This is a genomic window from Pseudomonadaceae bacterium SI-3 (assembly GCA_004010935.1).
Taxonomy (GTDB): Bacteria; Pseudomonadota; Gammaproteobacteria; order Pseudomonadales; family Pseudomonadaceae; genus Stutzerimonas.
This window is the reverse complement of sequence record CP026511.1, coordinates 4,654,237-4,678,918: the sequence shown is the minus strand read 5'-3', so window position 1 is coordinate 4,678,918 and position 24,682 is coordinate 4,654,237. Positions and strand designations below refer to the sequence as shown.

The following is a 24,682-nucleotide window of genomic DNA, read 5'->3' as shown; positions in this document are numbered from 1 at the left end:
CCAGGGGGGCTTTCTGATATAAAGCAGCGCTCTTTTCTAGGGGCCCGGTTTCATCGCTTGCCGCGTAGCCGGTAAGACCCCAACGAAACGTGGCGCTGAGCGCCAAAAAGACATTTGAATTCAAGCGGCCAACCCATGCCGGGTTGGGCATGTGGTTTTAGAGGGCTGAGGCATGTCGAGAGTCTGTCAAGTTACCGGTAAGGGTCCGGTAACCGGGAACAACATTTCCCACGCGAACAACAAAACCCGTCGTCGTTTTCTGCCGAACCTGCAGCATCACCGCTTCTGGGTCGAGTCCGAGAACCGCTTCGTACGTCTGCGCCTGACTGCTAAAGGCATGCGCGTTATCGACAAGCGCGGCATCGACGCCGTTCTGGCTGAACTCCGCGCTCGCGGCGAAAAGGTTTAAGGAGAACTATCATGCGTGACCTGATCCGTTTGGTGTCCAGCGCCGGTACCGGCCACTTCTACACCACCGACAAGAACAAGCGCACCACTCCCGACAAGATCGAAATCAAGAAGTACGATCCTGTCGTGCGTAAGCACGTGATGTACAAGGAAGCCAAGATCAAGTAATTGATCGGCCCTTGAAGAAAAACCCGCCAATCGGCGGGTTTTTTCGTTTCTGCGGTACTTTTTTAGCGGACGAAGAACAAAGCCTTCACGATGCATTTCTCTGTAGGAGCCAGCTTGCTAGCGATAAGCTTTTTGCTGACCAGATCGCAAGCACGGATTTGATGTCCTCCGTCTCCAAAGCCAGCCGCTCTAGTGTCCGGCGCTGCGGTAACCGCTCGCTCAAGCTGCCTTGCGAATGGCATCAGCCAGGCGCTCGATCATCGCGTCGATATGCTCACGCTCGACGATCAGCGCTGGTGACAAGGCAATGGTGTCGCCGCTGGCGCGCGCCAGTAGACCATCCTCGAAGCACTGACGGAACACCTCGTAGCCACGCTTGCCGACGCCGTCCGCATGGGCCGCGAACTGGATGCCGGCCACCAGCCCAACCGTTCGGATATCGGTCACGTTCGGCAGCCCCTGGAGGCTGAACAGGGCATCCTGCCAGTAATCTTCGATCTCGATGGCTTTCTGGAACAGGTTCTCTCGCTGGTAGATTTCCTGGGTGGCAAGGGCGGCTGCGCAGGCCACCGGGTGGCCGGAGTAGGTGTAGCCGTGGAAGAACTCGATGGTGCTTTCCGGACCGTGCATGAAAGCGTCGTGAATCTGCTCGTCGACCAGCACCGCGCCCATGGGGATTGCACCGTTGGTCAAACCCTTGGCACAGGTGAGAATGTCCGGGGTGACGCCCCAGCGCTGGGCGGCGAAGGCCTCGCCGACCCGACCGAAGCCGGTAATCACTTCGTCGAAGATCAGCAGGATGCCGTGCTTGCGGGTGATCTCGCGCAAACGCTGTAGATAACCCTTCGGCGGCAGGATGACACCAGCGGAGCCGGACATTGGCTCGACGATCACGGCGGCAATATTTTCGGCCCCATGCAAGGTGACCAGTCGTTCCAGCTCGTCGGCCCTCTCCACGCCGTGCTCTGGCAGGCCACGGCTGAATGCGTTGCGTTGCAGGTCGAGCGTATGCGGCAGGTGGTCGACCCCTGGTAATAGCGCGCCAAAGGCCTTGCGGTTGTTGGCCATGCCGCCGACCGAAATGCCGCCAAAGCCGACGCCGTGATAGGCCAGTTCGCGGCCGATCAGGCGGGTGCGACTGCCTTGGCCGATCGCGCGTTGATAGGCCAGGGCGATCTTCAATGCGGTGTCGGCCGACTCCGAACCCGAGTTGGTGAAGAACACTCGGTTCAGCCCGGCCGGGCTGATGTTTGCCAGCCGCTCGGCCAGCTCGAAGGGCAGCGGGTGCCCCATCTGGAAGGTCGGTGCGAAATCCATCTGGGCGATCTGTCGGCTCACCGCTTCGGTGATCTCGCGGCGGCCGTGGCCGGCGTTGCAGCACCAGAGCCCGGCGGTGCCATCGATCACCTGACGGCCATCGGTGTCTGTGTAATACATGCCCTCGGCGCGCTCCAGCAGGCGCGGACTGCCCTTGAACTGACGGTTGGCGGTGAAGGGCATCCAGAAATGTTCGGCAGATGTGGCGCGATCGTGGGCCATGACTAGCTCCGGCAGGGCGACGGGTTCGACGGCTATGCTGTAGCGCGACATCACCCGAGCGCCCAGCGGTTTTGGCGAGTCTATGTTTAATAAAACGAACAAAACAAGGCAGAAAACGGCTGCTGCGTAAAAAATATTGATAGGCCTGGTGCCGCTGGTTTAGGGTGCCTTTCTGATTATTCGACAGATACCGAGGACGCCCCATGACCACCCTGACTCTTGCCGATTGGCAACAGCGTGCCCGCGACCTGCGCATCGAAGGCCGCGCCTTCATCCAGGGCGAATACACCGAGCCCACCGGCGGCGCCCGCTTCGACTGCATCAGCCCGGTCGATGGGCGGGTGCTGGCGCAGGTGGCGAGCTGTGATGAGGCCGATGCGGATCGCGCCGTGATCAGCGCCCGTATGGCTTTCGAATCTGGCGTCTGGTCCCGCCTGGCGCCAGCCAAGCGCAAGGCGACCATGATTCGCTTCGCCAACCTGATCCAGGCCAACGCCGAGGAGTTGGCCTTGTTGGAAACCTTGGACATGGGCAAGCCGATCAGCGATTCGTTGAACGTCGACATGCCCGGCTCAGCCAATGCGCTGCGCTGGTCCGGCGAGGCGATCGACAAGATTTACGACGAAGTGGCCGCGACGCCGCACGATCAGCTGGGCCTGGTGACCCGCGAGCCGGTAGGTGTGGTAGCGGCGATCGTGCCTTGGAATTTCCCCCTGATGATGGCCTGCTGGAAGCTTGGCCCAGCGCTGGCCACAGGTAACTCGGTGGTCCTCAAGCCGTCGGAAAAATCCCCGCTCACCGCCATCCGCGTGGCGCAACTGGCGATCGAGGCGGGCATTCCGCCGGGCGTGCTCAACGTGCTGCCGGGCTACGGCCACACTGTGGGTAAGGCGCTGGCGCTGCACATGGACGTCGACACGCTGGTGTTCACCGGCTCCACACGGGTTGCCAAGCAGCTGATGATCTACGCTGGCGAGTCGAACATGAAGCGCGTCTGGCTGGAAGCGGGCGGCAAGAGCCCGAACATCGTCTTTGCTGACGCCCCGGACCTGGAGGCCGCAGCGAAGTCTGCGGCGGGCGCCATCGCCTTCAACCAGGGCGAAGTCTGCACCGCGGGCTCGCGGCTGTTGGTCGAAAGCTCGGTCAAGGAGCGCTTCCTGCCGATGGTGGTCGAGGCGCTCAAGGGCTGGAAGCCTGGTAACCCGTTGGATCCGGCCACCAATGTCGGCGCGCTGGTCGATACCCAGCAGCTCGACACCGTGCTCGGCTACATCGAAGCCGGTCGCAACGACGGTGCGAAGGTGCTGATCGGCGGGCAACGGACGATGCAGGACACTGGCGGGCTGTACGTCGAGCCGACTATTTTCGACGGCGTCAGCAATGCCATGAAGATCGCCCGCGAAGAAATCTTCGGACCGGTGCTGTCGGTGATCACCTTTGACACCGCAGCCGAGGCGGTGAGCATCGCCAACGACACGCCGTACGGCCTCGCCGCGGCCGTGTGGACGGCTGATCTGTCCAAGGCGCACCTGACCGCCAAGGCGTTACGGGCTGGCAGTGTCTGGGTCAACCAGTACGACGGCGGTGACATGACTGCGCCGTTCGGCGGCTTCAAGCAGTCCGGCAACGGCCGCGACAAGTCACTGCACGCCTTCGACAAGTACACCGAGCTGAAGGCCACCTGGATCAAGCTCTAACGACATCCGTAGGGTAGATGTCGCTTTTTACATCCACCTGGTTGCACAGCCATGGTGGATTGAGAAGCGTGATCCACCCTACGGTTTCTCAGCGTTCAGCTAGCTTTGCCCCCACCGCCCACTGCGGCGCATCGCACCCCAGTGATGCTTGCGACGCGAGAACCACTGCCATAGTCCGCGGCAGCGCCAGAGCGTGTTCAGCTGGCGATAGCCGAAGTTCTCCAGCACGGCCATGAGAAACAGCCGCAGCATGTCGCGGCGACGTTCGTAGACGCGAAACGACATGGTTTCCAGCAGCAGACCGTTGACTGACAGCAAGATCCCCATGCCGATGGCGACCAGCAGGAAGGCCGCTAGCGCCGCGTACGACACCACGCCCATCACGAACCCGCCAATCATGAAGCCGTAGCCGACCAGTTCGATCAGCGGTCCGATCCATTCGAACAACGTCATGAACGGCCAGGCCAGCCAGCCCGGTGTGCCGCCGCGCAGGCTGAAGGCGAGGCGTGCGTGGCGGCTCAGGCTCTCTGCCAGCCCGCGTTGCCAGCGACTGCGCTGACGGCCGAGGGTGCCGAGATCTTCCGGGCATTCGGTCCAGCAGATCGGGTCGGGCAGGTAGCGGATGCGGTAGGGAATGCGCTTTTCCCGGTGATAGCGATGCAGCCGCACCACCAGTTCCATGTCCTCGCCCACCGTGTCGGTGCGGTAGCCGCCGACGGCCATGACCCGCTCCTTGTCGAACAGCCCGAAGGCACCGGAGATGATCAGCACGGCGTTCATCGGTGACCAGCCGAGGCGGCCGAACAGAAAGGCTCGCAGGTATTCAACGATCTGAAAGCGTGCCAGCCAGTTGCTCGGCAGTCCGGCACGGATCAGAAAACCGCCGCGCACCTCCGAGCCGTTGGCGATACGGACCGTGCCGCCAGCGGCGACCGTACGTTCGTCTTCGAGGAAGGGTTGGACAACGCGCAACAAACTGTCGCGCTGGAGGATCGAGTCGGCATCTACCCCGCAGAACAAACCGTGTCGCGCGGCATTGATACCGGCATTCAGTGCGTCAGCCTTGCCGCCGTTGGCTTTGTCGATGACCCGCAGATTGGCGTAGCGCCGTGAGCGGTAGATCGCCTGCACCGGCTGATGGGCAACGGCCTGGCGCAGCGGCTCGGGATGCGGCACCAGTTCGAACTCCTCGATCAGCACGGCGAGGGTGTTGTCCTTCGAACCGTCGTTGATCACCACCACTTCGAATTCGGGGTACTGCAGTTGAAGCATCGAGCGCACCGAGGTGCGAATCGTCGTTTCCTCGTTGAATGCCGGCATCAGCACCGAAACTGGAGGCTCGACGCCGAGATAGGGGGCGATCTCACCAATTTCGGCGCGCTGTCGGATATAACTCGTCAGGCTGGCCATCGACAGCACGTTGAGCAACAGGTACATGCCGTTGAGCAGCAGAAAATAGAGGATGAAACCCAGCTGCAGCCACCCGAGCCAATCGAAGGTCACCGTTTGACCTCCGCCATGGCGCGGCGCAGAGCGTCTTGGCCGTAACGATCTTGCACTTGCCGGAACAGCATCTGTAGCCCTTCCGGGGTGGCGCCCGGCAGCGTTGCCAAGCTATCGGCGGCGGCTTGGCGGACCCACCAGCTGGGATCGCCAAGCAACGGCATGAACAGCGCGCTGTCGTCGCTGCGTGCCTGTTTATGCAGGGCTTGCAGCGCGGCCAGACGCACATCGGCATGGCTGTGTTGCAGGGCACGCAGCAGACGGCCGCGGTCACGCGGGTCGCCCAATTCGCAGAGGCAACGCAGCGCGACCTGCAACTGCTCCGGCGCTGCGTCCTCTGCCAGCCGCGCGCGTGCCCAGGGCGCCGCGTGACGGGGGTCGCCATGCACCAACAGGGGCACCAGTCGCTCGCGGCGCGGGTCTTCGGAGCCGCTGAGGGCAATCAGCAATGGCAAGGTCACAGCCTGTTCGCCGGCTTGCTGACAGAGGCTCGCCAGGCGTGGCAACGCCCAGTCCGGACGGCTCACGGCGGCCGGCAGGATCAGCTGCATGGCACGGGTCGCATCCATGGCAATCAACGTCTGCGCCGAGGCCAGTGAGACGGTCACGTTGCGATTCACGAGCAGCGGTTGCACGTCATTCCAATACGCGGGGTCAGCAAGGTGGCGTAGGCAGGTCAGCCCGATCAGCTTGCTGCGGACCCGACCGCGCAGCAGCACCAGAGCGTGTTGATCCATGCCCAGCGCGACCAAGGCGCGATTCATCCGCTCTCGGGCTGCCCCACGCAGTTGCAGCTGGGTGCGGTTCCATTGCAGGAGAAACCACAGCTGCTGTCCGCGTGGCAGGGTCGGCGCTGGTGCCGGCAGCTCATCGCCAAGGCTGCACAAGGCAAAGAACGGCCGCCACTGCTCGTTGAACTGCTGGCGGCGGCTGGCGCGCCGGCGGGCGAGCTCGCCGAGCAACATGACCTGCAACATCACCAGCAGAGTCAGGGCGCCCAGCCCCAGCGCGCAGTACAGCGCGAGCTGCAGCATGGCGTCTTCCGGCCAGATCGACAGCCAGGCCTGGCGCGACGTTTCGCACAGCCAGGCTGGACAGGCGGGCAGCCGTTCAGAAAGCATGCCGCAGGCCGAGCTGCAGCCAGCGCCGCGTGTAGTAATCGCCCTGGCGGTGATGACCGACTTCCCAGGTCAGCGCCCAGCGGCTGTCCAGCCAATGGCGACCCTGCAGGCTGAGCGCGCGTACGTCGCTGGTGATCAGTTGCTGTTCCTCGACGGCTTCTTCTTCACCTACGGTCAGGCGCAGACCGGCATAGCTGAGGCCGGCGTAGTAGTAGTCCAGCGCCAGGTCATGGCCGACCGGCGTGCCGGCATTGGCCACATCGGTGATGTTCAGGGTGTAGCCCGCACGCCAGGAGTCCCAATAGCGTTCGGCGCTGAGGGCCAGCCGCTCGACGCGGGTGGTTTCGTATTCAGTGCGGCGAATGCTGGCAGCGCCGAGGAAGCCCGCCGGCAGTCGCCGCTGCAGGCGTAGGTCGGCGTGCCATTCGGGCAGGAAGTAAGGTGACGGCTGATAGCCGACTTCGGGTTGCAGCGTCCAGTTTTCATCCAGTGCGATCACCGCCCCCGCCTCGGCGCCCTGATCCCATTCGCCAAAGCGCTGCTCGCGCAGCAGTGCACCGTACCAGCCGAGCCCTTCCGGTTGCGTCGAAGCGTAGTCGAGACGCTGACTGCGCCAGTTGTCGAAGCCGCTGTCCAGCCAGTCTTGGCGGGCCGACAATTCGAGCTCGTGGCGGCGCTGCGCCGGCGCTGTGGCGACCGCTTTGGTGGCAGTCACCGGGGAGGTCATCGCGGCGCGCGCCTGCTGAATCACCTGCTGGATATCGGCATAGTCCGGGGCAATCTGCGCAGCCCGTTCGAGCGATTCCAGCGCGGCCTGCGGGCGACCGGCCCAGAGCAGCGCCTGGCCTTGCCCGAGCAGGTAGTCGGCGTTGTCCGGTTCGCGTTGCAGCAGCTGATCGTAGAGGGGTAGGGCCTGCTCGGGTTGGCCACGCCAGGCGCGCACGCGAGCCAGCAGGAATCGAGCTTCGCTGTCGTTGGGCTGGCGTGTCAGATGCTCCAGCAGGGTCGCCTCGGCAGCATCGAGTTGCTGCGCTTCGATCTGTCGTTGGGCGCTGGCGACATCAGCCAGCGCTAGCGCTGGCAGCAGTGAAATCGGAAGCGCCAGCGCCATGCCTAGAACCAGGTGAGTCATCGTGGCCTCCGCAACAGGCGACGAATGCGCGCCAGCAGTTCCTCCGGCTGGAAGGGCTTGGTCACGTAGTCGTCGGCGCCCAGCTCCAGCGCCCGGACAATATCCACCTCACGTGCCTTGGCGGTCAGCATCAGCACCGGCACGCTTTCCCAGCCAGGTTGTGCGCGCAGCCGCTCGATCAGCTCCAACCCGTCGTGGTAGGGCAGCATGATGTCCATCAGGGTCAGATCAGGTGGGCTCGATGAGGTGATCTTTTCGATGGCCTGACGGCCGTCTGCCGCGTGATCCACGGTAAATCCGTGCCGCTCGAGCATGAAGCGAATGAGGAACGCGATGTCCTCCTCGTCCTCAACCATCAAAATGCGCTGGCTAGTGGAGTCGCTCATGGGTTGACCTCTTCTGAAACCGGGGTATGGCCGGGCGGCCATTGCTGGAGCAGCTGCTGAATCAGCGCAGCGAGTTCGTCGCCGTCATGGCGCGACTTGACCAGCTGGCGTAGGGCCAGGCGGCTGTCGTGCACCGGCGAATCCAGCGCGGAGAATATGATTACGGGCGGTGGCGGCACGCTCTGAGCCAACTGGTCGAACAGCTCGCTGCCGTCCCCGTCGGGCAGCATCAAGTCGATGATCGCCAGGTCAAAGCGGTGCTCGTCGATCAGTTGACGCGCCTCGCTCAGGGTGGGCGCACCAAGGAGATCGATCTCCAATGGCTCGACCAGCCTGGCGAGCAGGGTGCGCAGATCCTCATCGTCTTCAACGTGAAGGATGCGCGGGCGGACTCCGTTGTTCCTGAGGCATGCGCGCACCACATCCATGACCCGCGACGGGTCAACCGGCTTGTGCAACCAGTCGATTACGCCGACCGCGCCGCCGCGCAGGGCCCCGTCGTCATTGTCGCGGCGTTGTGGCTGGAGGCTGACGATCAGCACCGGCAGATGACGGTAAGCGGTCTGGCTGCGCAGGTTCTGTAGAAACGCAATGCTGTCTTCGTCGCTCAGCGCAGGGCTCAGAGTGAGCGCCTGAATGCTGAACTCAGCCAGCATCTCGCGTGCTTTGGCTGCCGTTTCGGCAATCAGCGTGGCGTAGCCATGTTGCTGCAGCGCGGCGGCGAGCTGTTCTGCGGCAGGCGCGTCGGGCTCGAGTACGAGAATGCGCTCCGCCGGCCGACTGGTGCCCGCTGTCGGCAGCGCTTGCGCGGCGGTTGGTGGATTGATGGGCTGTGTAGATGCGACCGGCAGGCGCAGCCAGAAGCGCGTGCCCTGGCCTTCCTGAGAGTCGAAACCGATCCGCCCGTGCATCTGCTGGACCAACGAACGGGTGATCGCCAGGCCCAGTCCAGTGCCGCCACGCTTACGCGCATCGGATGAGTCAGCCTGGGCGAAGCGTTCGAATATCCGTGAGCGAAACTCTGCCGGAATACCCTGGCCCTGGTCCTGAACGCCGATCTCCAGGCTGCCGCCGTGGAGGCGCAGGTCGACGCTGACCACGCCACCAGCCGGCGAATGTTTGATCGCGTTGGACAGCAGATTGGCCATCACCTGGGTGAACCGATCCGGGTCGAGATTGCCCTCGGCCTGGAGGGGGCCGTCGGGCAGCGTAAGCGTCAGGCGGACGCCGTATTCATCGGCGTATGGCTTGAGGTCGGCCAATGCCTGTTCGGTCAGCGCCTGGACATCGCAGCGGCTGAAGTGGAACGGCAAGCGCCCGGCTTCGAGCTTTTCAATGTCGAGGATGTCGTTGATCAGGCGCACCAGCCGCTCGCTGTTCTTGTGCGCGATGTCCAGAAGTGGTCGGGCGCCCTCTTCGATGTGGCCTGCGACGCCCCCGACCAGCATGCCCAGCGCGCCACGGATGGCGGTCAGCGGGGTTCGCAGTTCATGGCTGACGGTGGAGATGAACTCGGTCTTCATCTGCTCCATGCGTCGTCTGAGCGACATATCGACCGCAACGGTCACGACATAACAGGCGCCGCTGGGCATGGTCATGGGACGCTTGACCACCTGTAGCCAGCGCTCCTGACCGTATGTATCGGTAAGACCGATCTCGGTAATGCGCAGTTCGCCACTGCCACACAGCAGGTCGCCTTCGCCCTGCAACAGAGGCAATAGCCGTTCCGCCCCGGCGATTTCCTCGGCCCGGCGGCCTTCGATGGCTTCGGGCCGAGCGTCGAGCAGTGCGGTGAAGGCACTGTTGCACAACAGAAAGCGGCCCAGCTCGTCGCGCACGAAGATCAGGTTCTCATCGGTATCGACGACCCGCCGCAGGAAAACTTTCTGGTCCTCGAGCGTGTCGCGGCTCCGTTGCAGCTCGGTCACGTCACGGGCAATCGCCAGGTGATCACCGAGGCCGGTAGGCACCAGACGAACCTCGAAGGTCCGCTGCCGGCTCATCTCGCACCAGGTGGTCTGGCGCAGTTGTAACGAGTTATCGACATGGGGAAGCAGCCCCAGCAGCAGCGGCTCGATGGCTTCGGACGCCGGAGCCTGAACCGCGCTTCCTTGGGACAGGGCGGTGATCCGGCGCTGACCATCAATGGCGTACAGGTTGTCGGGAATCGCCTGCAGCAGGGCGCCCAGACGAGCTTCGCCAGCTTGCGCCTTGATCGCCAGGGCCTGGCGAATCTGCAGGTTGCGGCGGATGGCCCAAAACGCGGCCAAAGACAACGCTGCCACCAGCAGGCTGCCGATCAGTGCCAGTCTGCGGCTTTGCGCGATGGTGTCGGCCACGGCCTGGTTGGCGGCGGCGAGCTGCTTGCGCTCCCGTCGCTCGACCGCATCCAGCAAGGCCCGCAGTCGATCCATGATCAGCTTGCCGCCGGCCTGGTGCAGGCGTTCGGCTGCCGCTTGCAAGCCGACAACCCGGCGTGCCTGGATGTTGTCGGCGGCAATCATCAGGCGCTCGGCAATATTGCGGTCGAGCTGCTCGAACCAACCCTGGTCGGGAAACGCCCGGTCTTCCAGCAGCCGTTGCAGCCCACGACGGTGCGCTTCGATCTGCCGTAGGCCGAGTTCGTAGGATTCGAGATAGCTGGAATCACCGGTCAAAACGAAACCGCGGGCACCGGTTTCGATGTCTTGCAGCGACGTCAGCATGTATTGGGTTGCGGTGATGATTTCCAGGCTATGACTGACCGACAGATTGGTCGCCAGAATCTGTTGCTGGGTTTGCTTGCCTTGCCAGCCCAGTGCGACTAGCAGGATGAAGGCGATCAGGAATGCGAGCCAATGCCAGCTGATCAGGGTTCTTGCGGGCAAACCGGAACTCCTTTCGCCGGTTGAACGAATAGGGACGGCCCCGAACGCTGGAGCCAGCCCAGGCGTGCCGCCGCATGCCAGCGCCTACGAACCGGTCGCGACTGCTATGCAGTGTAGTTGGAGTCCTCAATTGCGTGACGGTTCGCTTGTTTTTCCGCGAGCCGGGCTGTCCGTCAGGCGGTCTGCACCTGGTTGCGACCGTTATGCTTGGCGGCATAAAGCGCCTGGTCGGCCAGTTCGAGCATGGCGCCCGCGCCGGCGTGGCCATCGGTCTCGCTGATCCCGGCGCTGAGCGACACGCTGAAGGTGCGCGCGCCGGCGTGGAAGCTCAAGGCGGCGAAACGCAGGCGGATCTCGTCGAAAATCCGCTTGGCCTGTTCCGCCGGGCAGTCCGGCAATACCGCGACGAACTCCTCGCCACCGTAACGGCCAATGCTGTCGATGCGGCGCAGCCGTTGGCGCATCAGGTTGGCCAGTGAGCGGATGACGTTGTCCCCTGCAGCATGCCCATACTGGTCGTTGACCTGCTTGAAGTGGTCGAGGTCGAGCATCACCACGCTGGTGGGTTTGCCGCTGCGTTGCGCGCGTTCCACTTCCAGCGCGACCTGTTCCTTGATATCGGCGTGCTTGAGCAGACCGGTGAGGCTGTCACGCGACAATGCCATGCTCAGCGCGCGCGCGCGCTGCACGCGGGAGAACACGGCGGCGGTCAGTGCGGTGTCACTGATGGGTTTGGTGATGAAATCATCGCCGGCCTTGAGCAGGGCGGCCATCTGCCGGTTGATGTCGGTTTCAGCCGACAGGTAGATGATGGGCACCCGCAGCCACTCGTCATTCAGGCGAATCATCTGCGCCAGCTCGATTCCGGTGAAGTCCGGCATGTTCATGTCGAGCAGGACCATTTCCGGATCGAATTCGCGCATCACCTCGAACAGCTGACTGGGGTCGCTCAAGGTCCGCACAATCATCTGCGAGTTACGCAGCACCAAGCTGTAACGCGCTGAGAGGTCGTCATCGTCATCGATAATCAGCACCCGGTATGGCTCGTTCAGCTGCAGGTTGAGGATATTTTCCAGGCTGTTCTCAAGCTGGGTGATATCCACTGGCCGGACGAAAAAGCCTTTAGCCCCGGCTCGCACAGCCGCCAGCTGACTGCCGAAATCAGCTCGGTGACCAATAACCTGCAGCGGCAACGGCACCTCCAGGCTCTGCTGGAGTGCACTGACGGCAGCCAGTTCGCCATCGTGCTGGCTGACGATCAGGGCGTCGGGCAGCTGCCCCTGGACAGCGCTTTGCAACAGCGAGATTTCAGGAAACAGCAGCACTTCGTAACCGAAGTTACCCAGGGTCTGGCACATGTTCTGGCCGGCCTCGAAGTCGCTTTCGAGGAGATAGATCCGGCACCCGGCTGGTAGCGCGTCTGACGCGCCGCTATGCAGCTCGGGATGCGGGCCGGCCCCCCCGGCGCGCCCGGTGGCGGCCATCTGCTGGACCGCCCGGACAAACGCAGAAAGCGCCTGGCCGCTGGGCTTGGCCGCCTCCAGCCACCGCTCTGCGCGTCGTTCGAGCAACCGCGACTGCTCGCCCAGCGTGGTGAAACCAAAGGTGCCCGCTGTACCTGCCAGACGGTGCAGCCGTTCAAGCAGGGCGAGCATCAGCTGGCGTCGCTGTTCATGCTCGCGAACCGAATGTAGCTGCTCGGCGTATTGCTCGAGCGCCTCCAGTTCCTCGCTCAAGCGTTCAGCAAACTTTTCGTTGAGTGCCTGCAGTTGGCGTTGCAGCGCTTCGTTAGCGCCCTCATTCATGCTCGGCATTCCATATATCGTTCAGTCGTGTTGCCAGTTGGAGTGGATCGAAAGGTTTATGCAGCACTTTACGCACGCCCAGACGCTGGAGTTCTTCGGGGTCCGCCGGGTCGTCCGGCTGGCCGGTCAAGAGCACCACGGGGGTTTGCTGCAGGTCGATCAGTGACGCGAGTTGGCGCAACAACTCGATGCCGCTTATTTGCGGCAGCATCACGTCGAGCAAGATCATGTCCGGTTTGAATACGGGCGCCTGCTGTAACGCTTGCTGCGCAGAGGCGCAGCTGAGCACTTCGAAACCACCCAGTTTCTCCAGCGCGATGCGGGTCACCACTTGAATGGAGGGAACGTCCTCAACATGCAAAATACGCAGCAAGGGCTTCAATGGGCGGCCCCTTTTAGTGTATGGCAGGGCAACTCGAACCAAAAGCAGGCCCCGGCGCCGGGCGTCGAGTCGAAGCCGATCTCGCCATCCATGTGCTCAATCAGCTCCTTGCTGATAGCCAGGCCCAGTCCGGTACCGCCTTGCTGCCGCGTATCGGACGAATCGGCCTGGGCGAACTTGCTGAAAATTCGTTCACGGAAGGCTTCTGTGATGCCGGGCCCCTCGTCGCAGATGCTCACTCGGACCCGTTGCGGGGCGACCAGTCGGGCGCTCATGGCGACGGTTTCACCAGACGGGGAATACTTCGCGGCGTTGGATAGCAGGTTGCTCAGCACCTGTTCCAGGCGCATCGCATCGACGGTGATCGACACGGCAGGGCAATCACCCAGCGCGATGCTCACCGCATGGCTTTCTGCATAACCCTGATTGCTGCGCAATACCTGCTCAAGCAAGGGTTGCAAGGGCTGCGTCCGCAACTCGAAACGCATCTTGCCGGCGTACAGCTTGTCGATGTCCAACAGGTCATCGATCAGTGTGCTCAACCGTTTGCTGTTCTGGTGAGCGATGTCCAGAAGCTCCTGCAAATGTTCGGGCACCGCGCCCATGACCTGGCCACAAATCAGTCCGAGCGAGGCCGTAATGGAGGTCAGAGGTGTGCGCAACTCATGGCTGACGGTCGAGACGAAGTCCCGCTGCAGGATCTCGATCTGCTTGCGCTCGGTGATGTCGTGCAGCACGACCACCGCACCGTTCTGCTGACCGTTCGAGGCGTACATCGGATCGGCGTTGGCCAGCACGTAGCGGGGGATGCCCTCCAGCACGATGGTCATCTCTAAGTTGCGGATATGCTCGCCGCGTAAGGCGCGCATCAGCGGAACTTCCTCAGGCTTCATCGGCGTGACGCCGTCGGCATGATAGAGGTGATAGATGGCCGGCCATTGTTCCGGCGGCATTTGCTGAGCATCGAGCCCGTGCCAGCGGCGGGCAGTGTGGTTGAACAAGGTGAGGTTGCAGTCGGCGTCGCAGGCCACCACCGCTTCGGACAATGCTTCAAGCAGGCGTCGATTCATTTCCTGCTGCTTGTCCAGCTCCAACTGCTCGGCCTTGCGCTCGGTGATATCCGTCACCAGCCCGTGCCAAAGCACCGAACCGTCCGGTTGACGCATGGGCGTGGCGCGGGCTTCCACCCAGATCAGGCCCTTGCGAGGGTGGTCGATTCGGTGTTCGAAGTGCCACGGGGTGAGAGTCGAGGCGGCATGTCGGATGCTCGCCAGCACATGCTCGCGGTCGCCAGGGTGCACGCGGGCGTAAACCGGCCCGATACTGGGCTCCATTTCGGCAGCGCTCAGGCCGTAGATGTCCTCGACGCCCTCACTGAGGTACGGGAACGAACTGTTGCCATCGGGTCTCCAGCAGAACTGGAACAGCATGCCGGGCACTTGCGCCGCGATCTGCTGCAGGCGCAGCTGAAGGTGTTCCTGGTGGGCCAGGTCATAGGCGCTGACGATGTAGCCGCGCAACAGCTCGCGCTCATCGTGGATCGCCGAGACATTCAGGAGCACCGGAACGCCACTGCCGTTGCGATGCTGCAGACGCCACTCGCGCATTTCGCGTCTGCCTTCGAGCAGCGGTGCGGTGAGCACGGCGAATCCCGGCTCGATGGGTTCGCCAAGCGCATTGCCGAGAATGGATGCGCGGCGCTGCAGCGCTTCCTGCGGAAACAGTGCTGAAGTCAGCGGGTGTCCGATCAGCATCTGCTCGGAATAGCCGAACAGACGCTCGGCGGTGGGGTTGACACCCGATATGCGTCCGTCGGCTGTCGTCACCAGCATCGCGCTTGCGGCGCTGTTGAGCAAGGCCTGCTGCAGCGCGGCTTGCTCGGCATAGCGGTGGGCCTGAAGGCGCTCTTCGAACAGTCGCATGATCTGCCGACTGAGCCTTACCAGTGCGCCGCGTTGCGCTTCGTCGAGCTGTCGCGGCTGCCGGTCGATGACGCAGAGAGTGCCGAGGTTGTAGCCGTCCGGCGAGGTCAGCGGCGCCCCGGCATAGAAACGGATGTTCGGGGTGCCGGTGACCAGCGGGTTGTCACAAAAACGCGCATCCCGCTGTGCATCCTCGACTTCAAAGAGGCCCTGGCCTTCGATGGTATAGGTGCAGAACGACAGCTCTCGCGGGGTTTCGCTGACATCGAGGCCGAGGCGGCTCTTGAACCACTGGCGATGGTCGTCGACCAGCGAGATCAACGCGATGGGGGTGCCGCAGATATAGGCAGCCAGTTGGGTGAAATCGTCAAAGGCAGACTCGTCAGGCGTGTCGAGAATCTCGTAGCGCAGCAACGCGGCGAGTCTGGACAGCTCGCGGGGCGGGGCGGGTGCCGGTATTGATTTCGATGACTCCATCTGGCTGAGCTCTCTCGGATTCAGGGGCAACGGCTTATTTGCCGCTGGCATCCCAGATTGCCTGGATCTGGCTGGCCAGGCGCATCGGATCGAAAGGTTTAACGATGACATCGCGCGCGCCGAGCTTGCGCAGGTGCTCAATCTCGCTTGGCTGGACCTTTGCGGTCATGAACACCACCGGAACCTGAGCCAGGTCGATCCGCTCGCTAAGCCTGGTGAGGGTCTCGGGGCCACCCATCCCAGGCATCATCACATCCAAGAGGACGAACTGCGGGGCGAAGGCTTCCACCTCTTCGAGCGCCTGGTGGCCGGACGAGCAGGACTGCACCTGATAGCCGCCGATCGCCTCCAGCGAGACCTTGACGACAGCCTGGATGGACGGATCGTCCTCGACATGCAGAATCCGTTTCAGCTCGCTCATGCGGGATCTCCAACAAAGCGTGCCTGGCGCGCTCGGAAATGAACAGTTTGCCAGCTTGCTCGTCGGCTGACTCGGCACACTAGAAAAATAGTCGGCTAACCGGGTTCTTGCACAGGCAGTTCGAACCAGAAGCACGCCCCCTGTTCCAGCTCCGAGTCGAAACCGATGCAACCGTTCATGCGCTCGATCAACTCTTTGCTGATGGCCAGGCCGAGGCCGGTACCGCCTTTCTGGCGTGTATCGGAAGAGTCGGCCTGGGAAAACTTCTGGAAAATCCGCTGCCGAAAGCCCAGTGGGACGCCGGGGCCGACGTCGTCAACGCTTACGCGAATGTTATCGCCGCGCCGCTGGCTGCTTAAGGTTACGACTGCACCAGCTGGGGAGAATTTCGCCGCATTGGAGAGCAGGTTCGCCAGGACCTGCTGCAGACGGTGCGCGTCCACTGTCACGGTTGCCACGGCTTGCTCGCCCAGCTCGATACGGACGCCGAGCTGTTCGGCATAGGCCTGGTTCGAGCGCAGTGCGTCTTCCAACAGCGGAGCCAGAGGCTGGGGCTGCAGTTGAAAAGTCATGTGCCCGGCTATCAGCTTTTCCATATCCAACAGGTCGCCGATGAGTAATCCGAGGCGCTGGCTGTTCTGTTGGGCGATGTCGAGCATCTGTCTCATGGCCGGCGGAACCTCGCCAACTGCGCCACCGAGTAGCAGGCCCAGTGCGCCGGAAATCGAAGTCAGCGGTGTGCGCAGTTCATGGCTGACAATAGAGACGAACTCGCTCTTCATCCGATCGACTCGCTTGCGTTCGGTAATGTCGCGCACCAGACCGATGAACTTGCGTTCCCCGCGGTGACTAATTTCCGAAACACGCAGTTCAATAGTGAACAGTTCGCCATTGCGGCGCACCGCCTGCAATTCGCGATTCTGTTCCAAGCTGCGGCCTTCCCCGCGTCTTTCGTAGTCCTGTAGGTGACCATCATGGGCTGCGCGATGGGGCTCGGGCATGAGAATGGACAGGTTGCGCCCAAGCACTTCCTCCTCGCTATAACCAAAGATGCGTTCGGCGGCGTGGTTGAAGGTCTCGATCAAGCCGCGCTGGTTAATGATGATGATCGCGTCGATGACGTTGGCGATCAGCAGGCGCACGTAGCTCTCGCGCTCATGGGCTTCACGCTCGGCCAATGCGCGGGCGGTCACGTCGCCGATGAAGCCGTCGTACCACTGCAACCGCCCTTCAGCGTCGCGCAGCGCACGGCGGTTCTCTTGAACCCAGAGTGTTTCGCCGCGTGCGTTGATCAGTCGGTAGGTGCGCTCGAACGGGTCCGCGCCGTCGTCCTCAAGACTCGCGCGGTCATCAGGGTGGATCAGGCTGCTGTACTGGCGTGTGCCCGGCGCCAGGAAGTCGCTCGCGGGGTAGCCTGTCAGACGCTCGATGCCGTCACTCAGATAGCTGAACGTGCGTTCGGTATCGACGCCGCGGCGGTAGACCACGCCCGGCAAGTTGCTGACCATGCTGCGGAAGCGGCTTTCACTCTCACGCAGCGCGAGGGTCGCGCTCATCAGCGGGGTGATGTCGGCAATGAAGCCGTGCCATAGGACGGACCCATCACGCAGGCGCTCGGCGTTTGCGCGCACTTCGACCCAGATCAGTCCTTTGTTCGGATGTTTAATGCGATAGCGGGTAGCACCGCTGCCCAAAGTGGCTGCCGAGCGTTCAATCGCCGCTTTGAGAGTGGGGCGGTCAGGGGCATGAATGGCGGCAAAGGCAATGTTTGCGTTATCAACCAGCTGTTCCGGGCTGATCCCGTACAGCTCGCGGGAACCTTCACTGGCATAGAGAAAACTGTAGCTCCCGTCCCCGGAGCGCTTCAGCTGGTAGACCATGCCCGGCAGCAGGCTGGTGATTTTTTGACCACGTTCGAGCAGGCGCCGGCGGGCACGTTCCTGCTGTGTCGAACGAATCTGGTGAAGACGTTGCACGATGCCACGCCGGTGCAGCATAAAAACCAGCATGAGCAGCAGGGCCTCGGCAATAAGCCACGCCAGGCCCCATTTCAATAGCAGACGGCGTTCGGCCTGCTGCTGCTCACGAAGCGCCAGCGTGATATCGCGCCAGACGAGCGCAACCGCCATGGGCAGGCGACCGGGACTGTATTCAGCCCTGACGTCATGCAGCGGTATCTGATTGAGCAGAAAGCTGCGGCCGTTCGACTCAAGCATGCGCAGCGCTTGTCCCGCTTCGGGTGCCGGGAGTGATTGCTGTTGGGCCCATTGCAGGATCTGCGGCGCCGAATAGGCATCCAGCAGCCAACCGCCGAGTCCCTTGAGCTGAACACCGACCGGGCGCGTCCAGAGCACGGCCTCCAGTTCGGCTCGGTTGACCAGCAGACCCAGCCCGGCATTCAGCTGATCGCCGAGTTCGGTTAGATCCGGAAGAATGTCGAACCCCACCTCCAGGGCGCCGATTACTTCGCTTTCGAGGCTGCTGCTGGCGCGTATCGGTACGATCGCGCGGTTGCCGGCGCTGTGTTGGCCAATGTCCAGGCCAGAGACGGTCTGGCCCTGGGAAAGCGCTTTGTAGAGCAACGGCCTGCGGTCGGCCACCGCATCACCAAAGGCGTCCAGATCCTGCATGCGCAACAGGGCGATCCCGGCGTCGCCCCAGAAGATCTGTAACTGACGGGCACCGTGGCCCTGCATCGCCGTCCAAGTTGGCATCAACGACTGGGTCAGTTGCTGACGTATGCGCGTCATGCGCGGGCCATGCCACTGAGCTCCTGCTTTGATGGCCCGGTCCGCTTGGCGTACCAGGCGCAAGGTTTCGGGGCTGGCGCTGAGCGTCCGGGCTATCAACCGGGCCTGTTTTTCCAGACTCTGTTGGGCACTGCGCAAGGCCATGGCCTGCAGCTCGCCCTGTTGCTCGGTCTGCAACGACCAGACGGTATCCCTAGCCTGAAAGCCGTTGAAGGCCAGGCCGCCGAACAGCAAGGCCAGCAGCAGGCTGCCGACGCCGAGTAACCATCGAGGACTGATGGGATGGGGAAGGGGGCTCATGGCTCTGTTCGGGGCAATCATCGGCACCGCCTCGCGCGGCTCTGCGTAGGGCAGAACGTCCGAGGCGGACGAAAGAAAAGTGATAGCTATATGCTATCTCGAAAGCGCCGTCCTTTGCTCCCCTGTATATCGGCCGTGAAGGCTGTTCTGTTAGACCCTGAAACGAAAAAGACGCGCCGAACGACAGGCGGCGGCTCAGCCAGCCAGGCAGGGTGGATAATGCAATCAGGTCCGCGGCTGCGGATCGGCTTTTTACACCGCGAGGCAGCGACACTATGTGGTACACCGGTTTTCTTGATCTTTCCGCCTGGCAGGTGGTTGCAGCCATCTTGCTGCTGACCCATGTCACCATCGTTGCGGTCACCGTCTATCTACACCGTTATTCCGCGCACCGCTCGCTCGAGCTGAACGTTGTGCTCAAGCATTTCTTCCGCTTCTGGCTGTGGCTGACCACGGCAATGAATACCCGTGAATGGACTGCCATCCATCGCAAGCACCACGCCAAGTGCGAAACGCCCGATGATCCGCACAGCCCCGTGCAAAAGGGTCTGAGCACCGTGTTGCGCCGTGGTGCCGAGCTGTACAAGGAAGAATCCAAGAACGAAGAAACCTTGCGCATCTATGGCAAGAACTGCCCGGACGACTGGATCGAGCGCAACCTGTATTCACGCTTTCCCAACCTCGGCATCATCTTGATGCTCGGCATCGATCTGGCGCTGTTCGGTGTGATCGGCCTGACCGTCTGGGCGGTGCAGATGATCTGGATACCGGTGTGGGCCGCCGGCGTGGTCAACGGACTGGGCCATGCGGTGGGTTACCGCAACTTCGAATGCCGGGATGCCGCCACCAACCTGGTGCCGTGGGGCATACTCATCGGCGGCGAGGAGCTACATAACAATCATCACACCTACCCGAACTCGGCCAAGCTCTCGGTTCGCAAGTGGGAGTTCGACATGGGCTGGGCCTGGATCAAGCTGTTCAGCCTGTTTGGCCTGGCCAAGGTGAACCGCACCGCGCCCATCGCCCACCGCGTCAACGCCAAGCATCAGCTGGACATGGACAGCGCCATGGCTATCCTCAACAACCGTTTCCAGATCATGGCGCAGTACCGCAAGCTGGTGATCAAGCCGCTGGTCCAGCTGGAACTGCAGCGCGCCGATGCCTCTGTGCGCCATCAATTCCGCCGCGCCAAGCGGTTGCTGTCGCGCGAGCCGAGCCTGCTGCAGCAGGATCAGCAGGCGCACATCGAGGTGATCCTGGAGCAGAGCCAGTCGTTGCGGGTGATCTACGAACAGCGCCTGGCGCTGCAGCAGATATGGACCCGCACCAGTGCCAACGGGCACGACATGCTGGCCGCGATCAAGCAGTGGGTGCAGGAAGCAGAGGCCAGCGGGATTCAGTCATTGCGTGAGTTTGCCGAGCACCTGCGCACCTATTCGCTGAGGCCGGCTGTCGCCCATGCCTGACCTCTGATCGGCGCGACCTGCGGCACGCACGGCGCCCGGAACTTTGCTTGCTCGCCACTCTCTGAACTGCATTCTGGTGCTCTTGCGACAGTTATCCAGCGGGTCTCCGTCGGTGCCTGACGCCATGTTTTGGAAGCAGGTATGAATCTGGTGAAGCAGCGAAGCGAAACGGGTGTCGGGATTCTTCCGCCGACCGAGGCGCAAACCCTTTTGGCATTGATGCATGCGCGTGCCGAAGTCGAGCGCCTGAGTGAGCGCGAGCATTTGTTCAGCACGCTGATGGGTGCTGTCAATGCGGTGCTTTGGGCATTCGATTGGCAGGCCCAGCAGATGATCTACGTCAGCCCGGCCTATGAGCAGATTTTTGGCCGCTCGGCCGCCTTGCTGCTGTCGGACTTTGGCGAATGGCGCAACAGCATCTACCCGGACGATCTGGAGTACGCCCAGCAGAGCATGCTCGAAGTGCTCGAGAAAGGCGCAGTCGAAGAACGTGAGTACCGCATCATTCGCACGGATGGGCAGCTGCGCTGGCTGAGTGACAAATGCTTCATTGCGCGCAGTGCGGACAGTTTGCACGGGCCGATCATCGTCGGGATCGCAGAAGACATCACCGAAAAGAAGCAGCTCGAGGGCGAGCTGCAGCGTCTGGCCACGATCGACGTTCTGACCCAGAGCAGCAACCGGCGGTACTTTTTCGAATGTGCCCAGCGCGAATTCGATCTCGCCCGGCAATACGCCACGCCGATGGCCTTCCAGCTACTGGACATCGATGACTTCAAGCGCATCAACGACACCTACGGGCACCAGATGGGCGATCAAGTACTGCAGCGCGTGGCTCAGTGCGGATCGTCGGTACTGCGTCGAGGTGATCTGTTCGGCCGAATCGGCGGCGAGGAATTCGCCTTGCTACTGCCGGGGTGCCAGCCCGATCTCGCCGAGCAGATTGCCGAACGCTTGCAGCGCGAGATCCAGCGGCTGGTGTTCACCAGCCCGGACGGGCAGCGCTTTGGCGTCACCATCAGCCTGGGCGTGACCTATCTGACAGCCAGCGATCCGGACCTCAGCGCGATGTTCGCCCGTGCCGATGCCGCCATGTATACCGCCAAGCGTCTGGGCAAGAATCAGGTGATCGTCGCCTGATTCGCTATTCGAAGGGCGGAAATCCTCGCCGCGGCCGCTGGTTCGTCCCGCCGGTCGCGAACGCTGTCATAGCGTGAACTGCTGGCCTAACGCTTCCATTTCTTGCTTGAACTCATCGCATTTGGCCTGGCGTTCAGACGCTGGGATGGCTGCCCATTCGGTCTTCGCCTCACCTGCGCCGGCGTTGAAGGCTTTGTCAAACGCGGCTGCATCCAGGCATCAGCACAACCGCGTGTTTCCTGTGAGGTGGGCACGCGATTAGAACGGGCGGTCGCGGTGTTGGCCGCACGGTCTGAACTCTAGATCAAAATGGCTGCGCTTCAAGCACGCGAAGGTGCACGTAGGTTTTAGGGTGCCTTGCGGTAAACATCGTCGAAACGCACGTTCATCCCGCCACAATGACTGTTGTCGGTGACGACCAGATTGCCGGTAACGTATTGCATGGTAACGCTGCACTCGTACTCACCACTGCCCTCGACCACCTTCAATAGATCGCCCGTGGGCTGTGCCTTGCCAGCGAAGGCGCCAACGTGCACGACCCGCTCGCCGAGCCTGTTGAGCCCCCCTTGCCAAATGGCCTCGCCTTCTATGGCAAGCGGGCCGGCAGGCGAGGGATGGGTGATGACGATGCTGTTGCCACCTGCAATCGGCACCCAGCGGCCGATCCAATCGTTGAGAGTGGGTATGGGTGCCGAGGCTTCAACGTCGAGGTTGCGCGTCGGCAGCCAGCCGACGAACTCACGTGTCTCGGCGAAGTACCAGACGCAGGCCCAGTCGTCCGCCTGTTTGCCAACCAGAAGCCTGTCGCCATCCACGAGATAGGCGTTCTGCAGGCAGGACGCTTTGTCCGGGCAGCCGGGGGCATCGTTCCTGAAGTGAACCTGTTCGCCCGCACCGGCGGTTACTTCGGCGTGACGCACCTGACCGGCAAACGCCGGGAAGAACCCGTTGCGGCACGAATAGGCCTCGATAGCCTGTGCGGACGACGCCATCAGCACACCCAGCAGAATGGCTCCGAAACGCATGGCGGCGACTCCTGCCGTAATCGCTACGCCGAGGCGCGGCTCGATGCAGCGGGCTGTTGTTGAGTGATGCAGTGGATGTTGCCACCGCCAAGCAGGATTTCGCGACCCGGCACCATGACCACCTGATGCTGCGGAAATAGCCGGCTGAGGATAGCTTCGGCTTCGGCGTCGAGCGGATCGTCAAAGGAGGGCGCGATGATGCCGCCGTTGACGATCAGGAAGTTCACATAGCTGCCGGCCAGGCGAATCGATGGATCGCGCGGCTGGCTGCCAACCAGCGGGACCACGCCAGCGCACTCCTCTTCGGTGGCATGCAGGGGCCCCGGTATCGGCATCTTGTGCACGATCAGCTGACGGTCCCAGGCGTCCGTCGCCGCCTCCAGCACCTGCATCGCGGCTTGGCAGCGTTCGTAGTTGGGGTTGTCGAGGTCGTCCGTCCAGGCGAGTAGCACTTCCCCTGGGCGGACGAAGCAGCAAAAGTTATCCACGTGGCCGTCGGTTTCATCGTTGAACAGGCCGTGCGGCAGCCAGATGACCTTGTCGATCGCCAGGTAGTCGGACAGTACCCGCTCGATTTCTTCGCGTGACAGGTGCGGATTACGGTTGCGATTGAGCAGGCACTCTTCGGTGGTGATCAGCGTGCCTTCGCCATCGACATGGATCGAGCCCCCTTCCAACACAAAACCTTCGGTGCGGTAGCGATCGCAGCGTTCGATTTCGAGGATCTTCTGCGCCACCTCATCGTCGCGCTGCCATTCGCTGTACAGCCCGCCGTCGAGGCCGCCCCAGGCGTTGAAGGTCCAATCCACGCCACGTAGGCCGCCCTTACCATTGATCACGAAGGTTGGGCCGGTATCGCGTACCCAGGCGTCATCGCTGCTGATTTCCACCACGCGGATCCGCGGATCGTCCAGTTGCGCACGGGCCGTCTGGTAGTGCGCGGCGGTGACGCCTACGGTAACGGGCTCGAAACGCGCGATGGCCTTGGCTACAGCAGTGAACGCAGCCTGCGCCGGTGTGGCCTGTTCGCGCCAATTGTCGGGCCGCTGCGGCCATACCATCCAGGTCTGGCTGTGCGGCGCCCATTCGGCAGGCATGTGGTAATCGTCGGCACGCGGGGTGGTGGTCAGGGTGGTCATCGTTTTACCTGTGGAAAAGACAACAATCTGCAATGCGTTCGGCTTTTATCAGTTAGCGGTTATCTGACCACGTGAAGCGCGATTCAGCCGCAACAAAAGGAGTGCGGCTGCGTCGATTGCCGATAAAAGGCGGTTCAGGACTCCAGCGATCCATCCAGCGTCTTGATCGGGCTGTACAGGTTCGGCCGGCGATCACGGAACACGCCCCAGGCGCTGCGAATGTGTTCGAGCTGATCGAGGTCGAACTCATGTACCAGCACGCCTTCGCTGGTCTCGTCCATTTCTTCGACCTTCGCGCCGAACTGATCGGCAATGAACGAGGAACCATAGAAGGTGATGTCGTAGCCGTCCTGCTCTTCGCGGCCGATGCGGTTGCTGGCAATCAGCGGCATCAGGTTGGCACCGGCATGGCCCTGTTGTACGCGCTGCCAGTGGTCGCGCGAGGTGATGCTCGAATCGTGCGGCTCGCTGCCGATGGCTGTTGGGTAGAACAGCAGTTCGGCACCCATCAGCGCCATGCTGCGCGCAGTTTCGGGGAACCACTGGTCCCAGCAGATGGCCACGCCGATCTTGGCGTAGCGGGTGTTCCAAACTTTGAAACCGGTATCGCCCGGGTTGAAGTAGTACTTCTCGTGGTAGCCGGGGCCGTCCGGGATATGACTCTTGCGGTAGACGCCCAGTACCTTGCCGTCAGCATCGATGATGGCGATCGAGTTGAAGCGCGCCCGCCCCGAAAGCTCGAAGAAGCTCACCGGCAGGACTACTTGCAGCTCAGCCGCGACTTTCTGGAAATGCTGTACGGCCGGGTTGTCTTCCACCGAAGTGGCCAGTTGCAGATATTCCGGGTTCGGCTTCTGGCAGAAATACGGAGTCTCGAAGAGCTCCTGAATCAGGATGACTTGTGCGCCCTTGGCGGCTGCCTCGCGGACCAGTTTCTCAGCGTTGGCGATGTTCGCTTCGCGATCCCAGGAACAGGCCATCTGGGTGGCGGCGACAGAAACGATACGGGACATGGAAAACCTCGCGGATGCTGG

At 62.4% G+C, this 24,682-nt stretch carries 19 protein-coding genes; 5 read left to right on the top strand and 14 right to left on the bottom strand.

The features are described 5' to 3' along the window. Positions 1–172: 172 nt before the first annotated feature. Both C1896_21680 and rpmG read left to right on the top strand, forming a co-directional pair. The gene (locus C1896_21680; protein ID AZZ47315.1) at positions 173–409 is read left to right on the top strand and encodes a 50S ribosomal protein L28; all 237 of its coding nucleotides are present in this window, start codon (positions 173–175) and stop codon (positions 407–409) included. Between the two features lie 11 nt (positions 410–420). Next, the gene (gene rpmG, locus C1896_21675; GenBank protein ID AZZ47314.1) at positions 421–576 is read left to right on the top strand and encodes a 50S ribosomal protein L33; all 156 of its coding nucleotides are present in this window, start codon (positions 421–423) and stop codon (positions 574–576) included. 219 nt (positions 577–795) lie between these two features. Here the strand turns inward: rpmG and C1896_21670 are convergent, their stop codons facing one another. Next, positions 796–2,115: an aspartate aminotransferase family protein gene (locus C1896_21670; GenBank protein ID AZZ47313.1), complete on the bottom strand. Its 1,320-nt coding sequence runs from the start codon at positions 2,113–2,115 to the stop codon at positions 796–798. Positions 2,116–2,318: 203 nt separating this feature from the next. Between C1896_21670 and C1896_21665 the strand changes: the two genes are divergently transcribed. After that, positions 2,319–3,812 (top strand): aldehyde dehydrogenase, encoded by a 1,494-nt coding sequence (locus tag C1896_21665; protein ID AZZ47312.1) that lies wholly within the window; start codon positions 2,319–2,321, stop codon positions 3,810–3,812. Between the two features lie 99 nt (positions 3,813–3,911). Here C1896_21665 and C1896_21660 read toward each other — a convergent pair whose 3' ends face one another. The 10 genes from C1896_21660 to C1896_21615 all read right to left on the bottom strand — a co-directional run bounded on the left by C1896_21660 (position 3,912) and on the right by C1896_21615 (position 18,878). Continuing rightward, positions 3,912–5,315: a glycosyl transferase gene (locus tag C1896_21660; GenBank protein AZZ47311.1), complete on the bottom strand. Its 1,404-nt coding sequence runs from the start codon at positions 5,313–5,315 to the stop codon at positions 3,912–3,914. Then, complete coding sequence (locus C1896_21655; protein ID AZZ47310.1) at positions 5,312–6,436, bottom strand: hypothetical protein; 1,125 nt, start codon at positions 6,434–6,436, stop codon at positions 5,312–5,314. The genes C1896_21660 and C1896_21655 overlap by 4 nt, the downstream gene beginning before the upstream one ends. Beyond that, a complete protein-coding gene (locus C1896_21650; protein ID AZZ47309.1) occupies positions 6,426–7,568 on the bottom strand; it encodes a hypothetical protein in 1,143 nt (380 codons plus the stop codon). The genes C1896_21655 and C1896_21650 overlap by 11 nt, the downstream gene beginning before the upstream one ends. Then, positions 7,565–7,954, bottom strand: a complete 390-nt coding sequence (locus C1896_21645) for a DNA-binding response regulator (protein ID AZZ47308.1) — start codon at positions 7,952–7,954, stop codon at positions 7,565–7,567. The genes C1896_21650 and C1896_21645 overlap by 4 nt, the downstream gene beginning before the upstream one ends. Then, a complete protein-coding gene (locus tag C1896_21640; protein AZZ47307.1) occupies positions 7,951–10,821 on the bottom strand; it encodes a histidine kinase in 2,871 nt (956 codons plus the stop codon). Before C1896_21640 ends, C1896_21645 begins: the two co-directional genes overlap by 4 nt. A gap of 173 nt (positions 10,822–10,994) precedes the next feature. Then, a complete protein-coding gene (locus C1896_21635; protein AZZ47306.1) occupies positions 10,995–12,626 on the bottom strand; it encodes a diguanylate cyclase in 1,632 nt (543 codons plus the stop codon). After that, positions 12,619–13,008 carry a hypothetical protein gene (locus tag C1896_21630; protein ID AZZ47305.1) on the bottom strand — a complete coding sequence of 130 codons (390 nt, stop codon included), beginning with the start codon at positions 13,006–13,008 and terminating at the stop codon, positions 12,619–12,621. The genes C1896_21635 and C1896_21630 overlap by 8 nt, the downstream gene beginning before the upstream one ends. Further along, on the bottom strand, positions 13,005–15,407 hold the full coding sequence (locus C1896_21625) for a histidine kinase (GenBank protein ID AZZ47304.1): 2,403 nt from the start codon (positions 15,405–15,407) through the stop codon (positions 13,005–13,007). The genes C1896_21630 and C1896_21625 overlap by 4 nt, the downstream gene beginning before the upstream one ends. Before the next feature lie 34 nt (positions 15,408–15,441). Beyond that, on the bottom strand, positions 15,442–15,828 hold the full coding sequence (locus C1896_21620; protein AZZ47303.1) for a response regulator: 387 nt from the start codon (positions 15,826–15,828) through the stop codon (positions 15,442–15,444). Positions 15,829–15,923: 95 nt separating this feature from the next. Continuing rightward, a complete protein-coding gene (locus C1896_21615) occupies positions 15,924–18,878 on the bottom strand; it encodes a PAS domain-containing sensor histidine kinase (GenBank protein ID AZZ47302.1) in 2,955 nt (984 codons plus the stop codon). A gap of 275 nt (positions 18,879–19,153) precedes the next feature. On the opposite strand from C1896_21615, the gene C1896_21610 reads away from it, so the two are divergent. Both C1896_21610 and C1896_21605 read left to right on the top strand, forming a co-directional pair. Then, positions 19,154–20,344, top strand: coding sequence for an acyl-CoA desaturase (locus C1896_21610; protein ID AZZ47301.1), 1,191 nt, complete (start codon positions 19,154–19,156; stop codon positions 20,342–20,344). A gap of 141 nt (positions 20,345–20,485) precedes the next feature. After that, on the top strand, positions 20,486–21,484 hold the full coding sequence (locus tag C1896_21605) for a diguanylate cyclase (protein AZZ47300.1): 999 nt from the start codon (positions 20,486–20,488) through the stop codon (positions 21,482–21,484). 347 nt (positions 21,485–21,831) lie between these two features. On the opposite strand, the gene C1896_21600 is transcribed toward C1896_21605, so the two are convergent. The 3 genes from C1896_21600 to aguB form a co-directional block, all read right to left on the bottom strand. Next, positions 21,832–22,509 (bottom strand): hypothetical protein, encoded by a 678-nt coding sequence (locus C1896_21600; protein AZZ47299.1) that lies wholly within the window; start codon positions 22,507–22,509, stop codon positions 21,832–21,834. 23 nt (positions 22,510–22,532) lie between these two features. Next, complete coding sequence (gene aguA / locus C1896_21595; GenBank protein AZZ47298.1) at positions 22,533–23,648, bottom strand: agmatine deiminase; 1,116 nt, start codon at positions 23,646–23,648, stop codon at positions 22,533–22,535. Positions 23,649–23,782: 134 nt separating this feature from the next. Next, positions 23,783–24,661 (bottom strand): N-carbamoylputrescine amidase, encoded by an 879-nt coding sequence (aguB, locus tag C1896_21590; GenBank protein ID AZZ47297.1) that lies wholly within the window; start codon positions 24,659–24,661, stop codon positions 23,783–23,785. Positions 24,662–24,682: the final 21 nt, after the last annotated feature.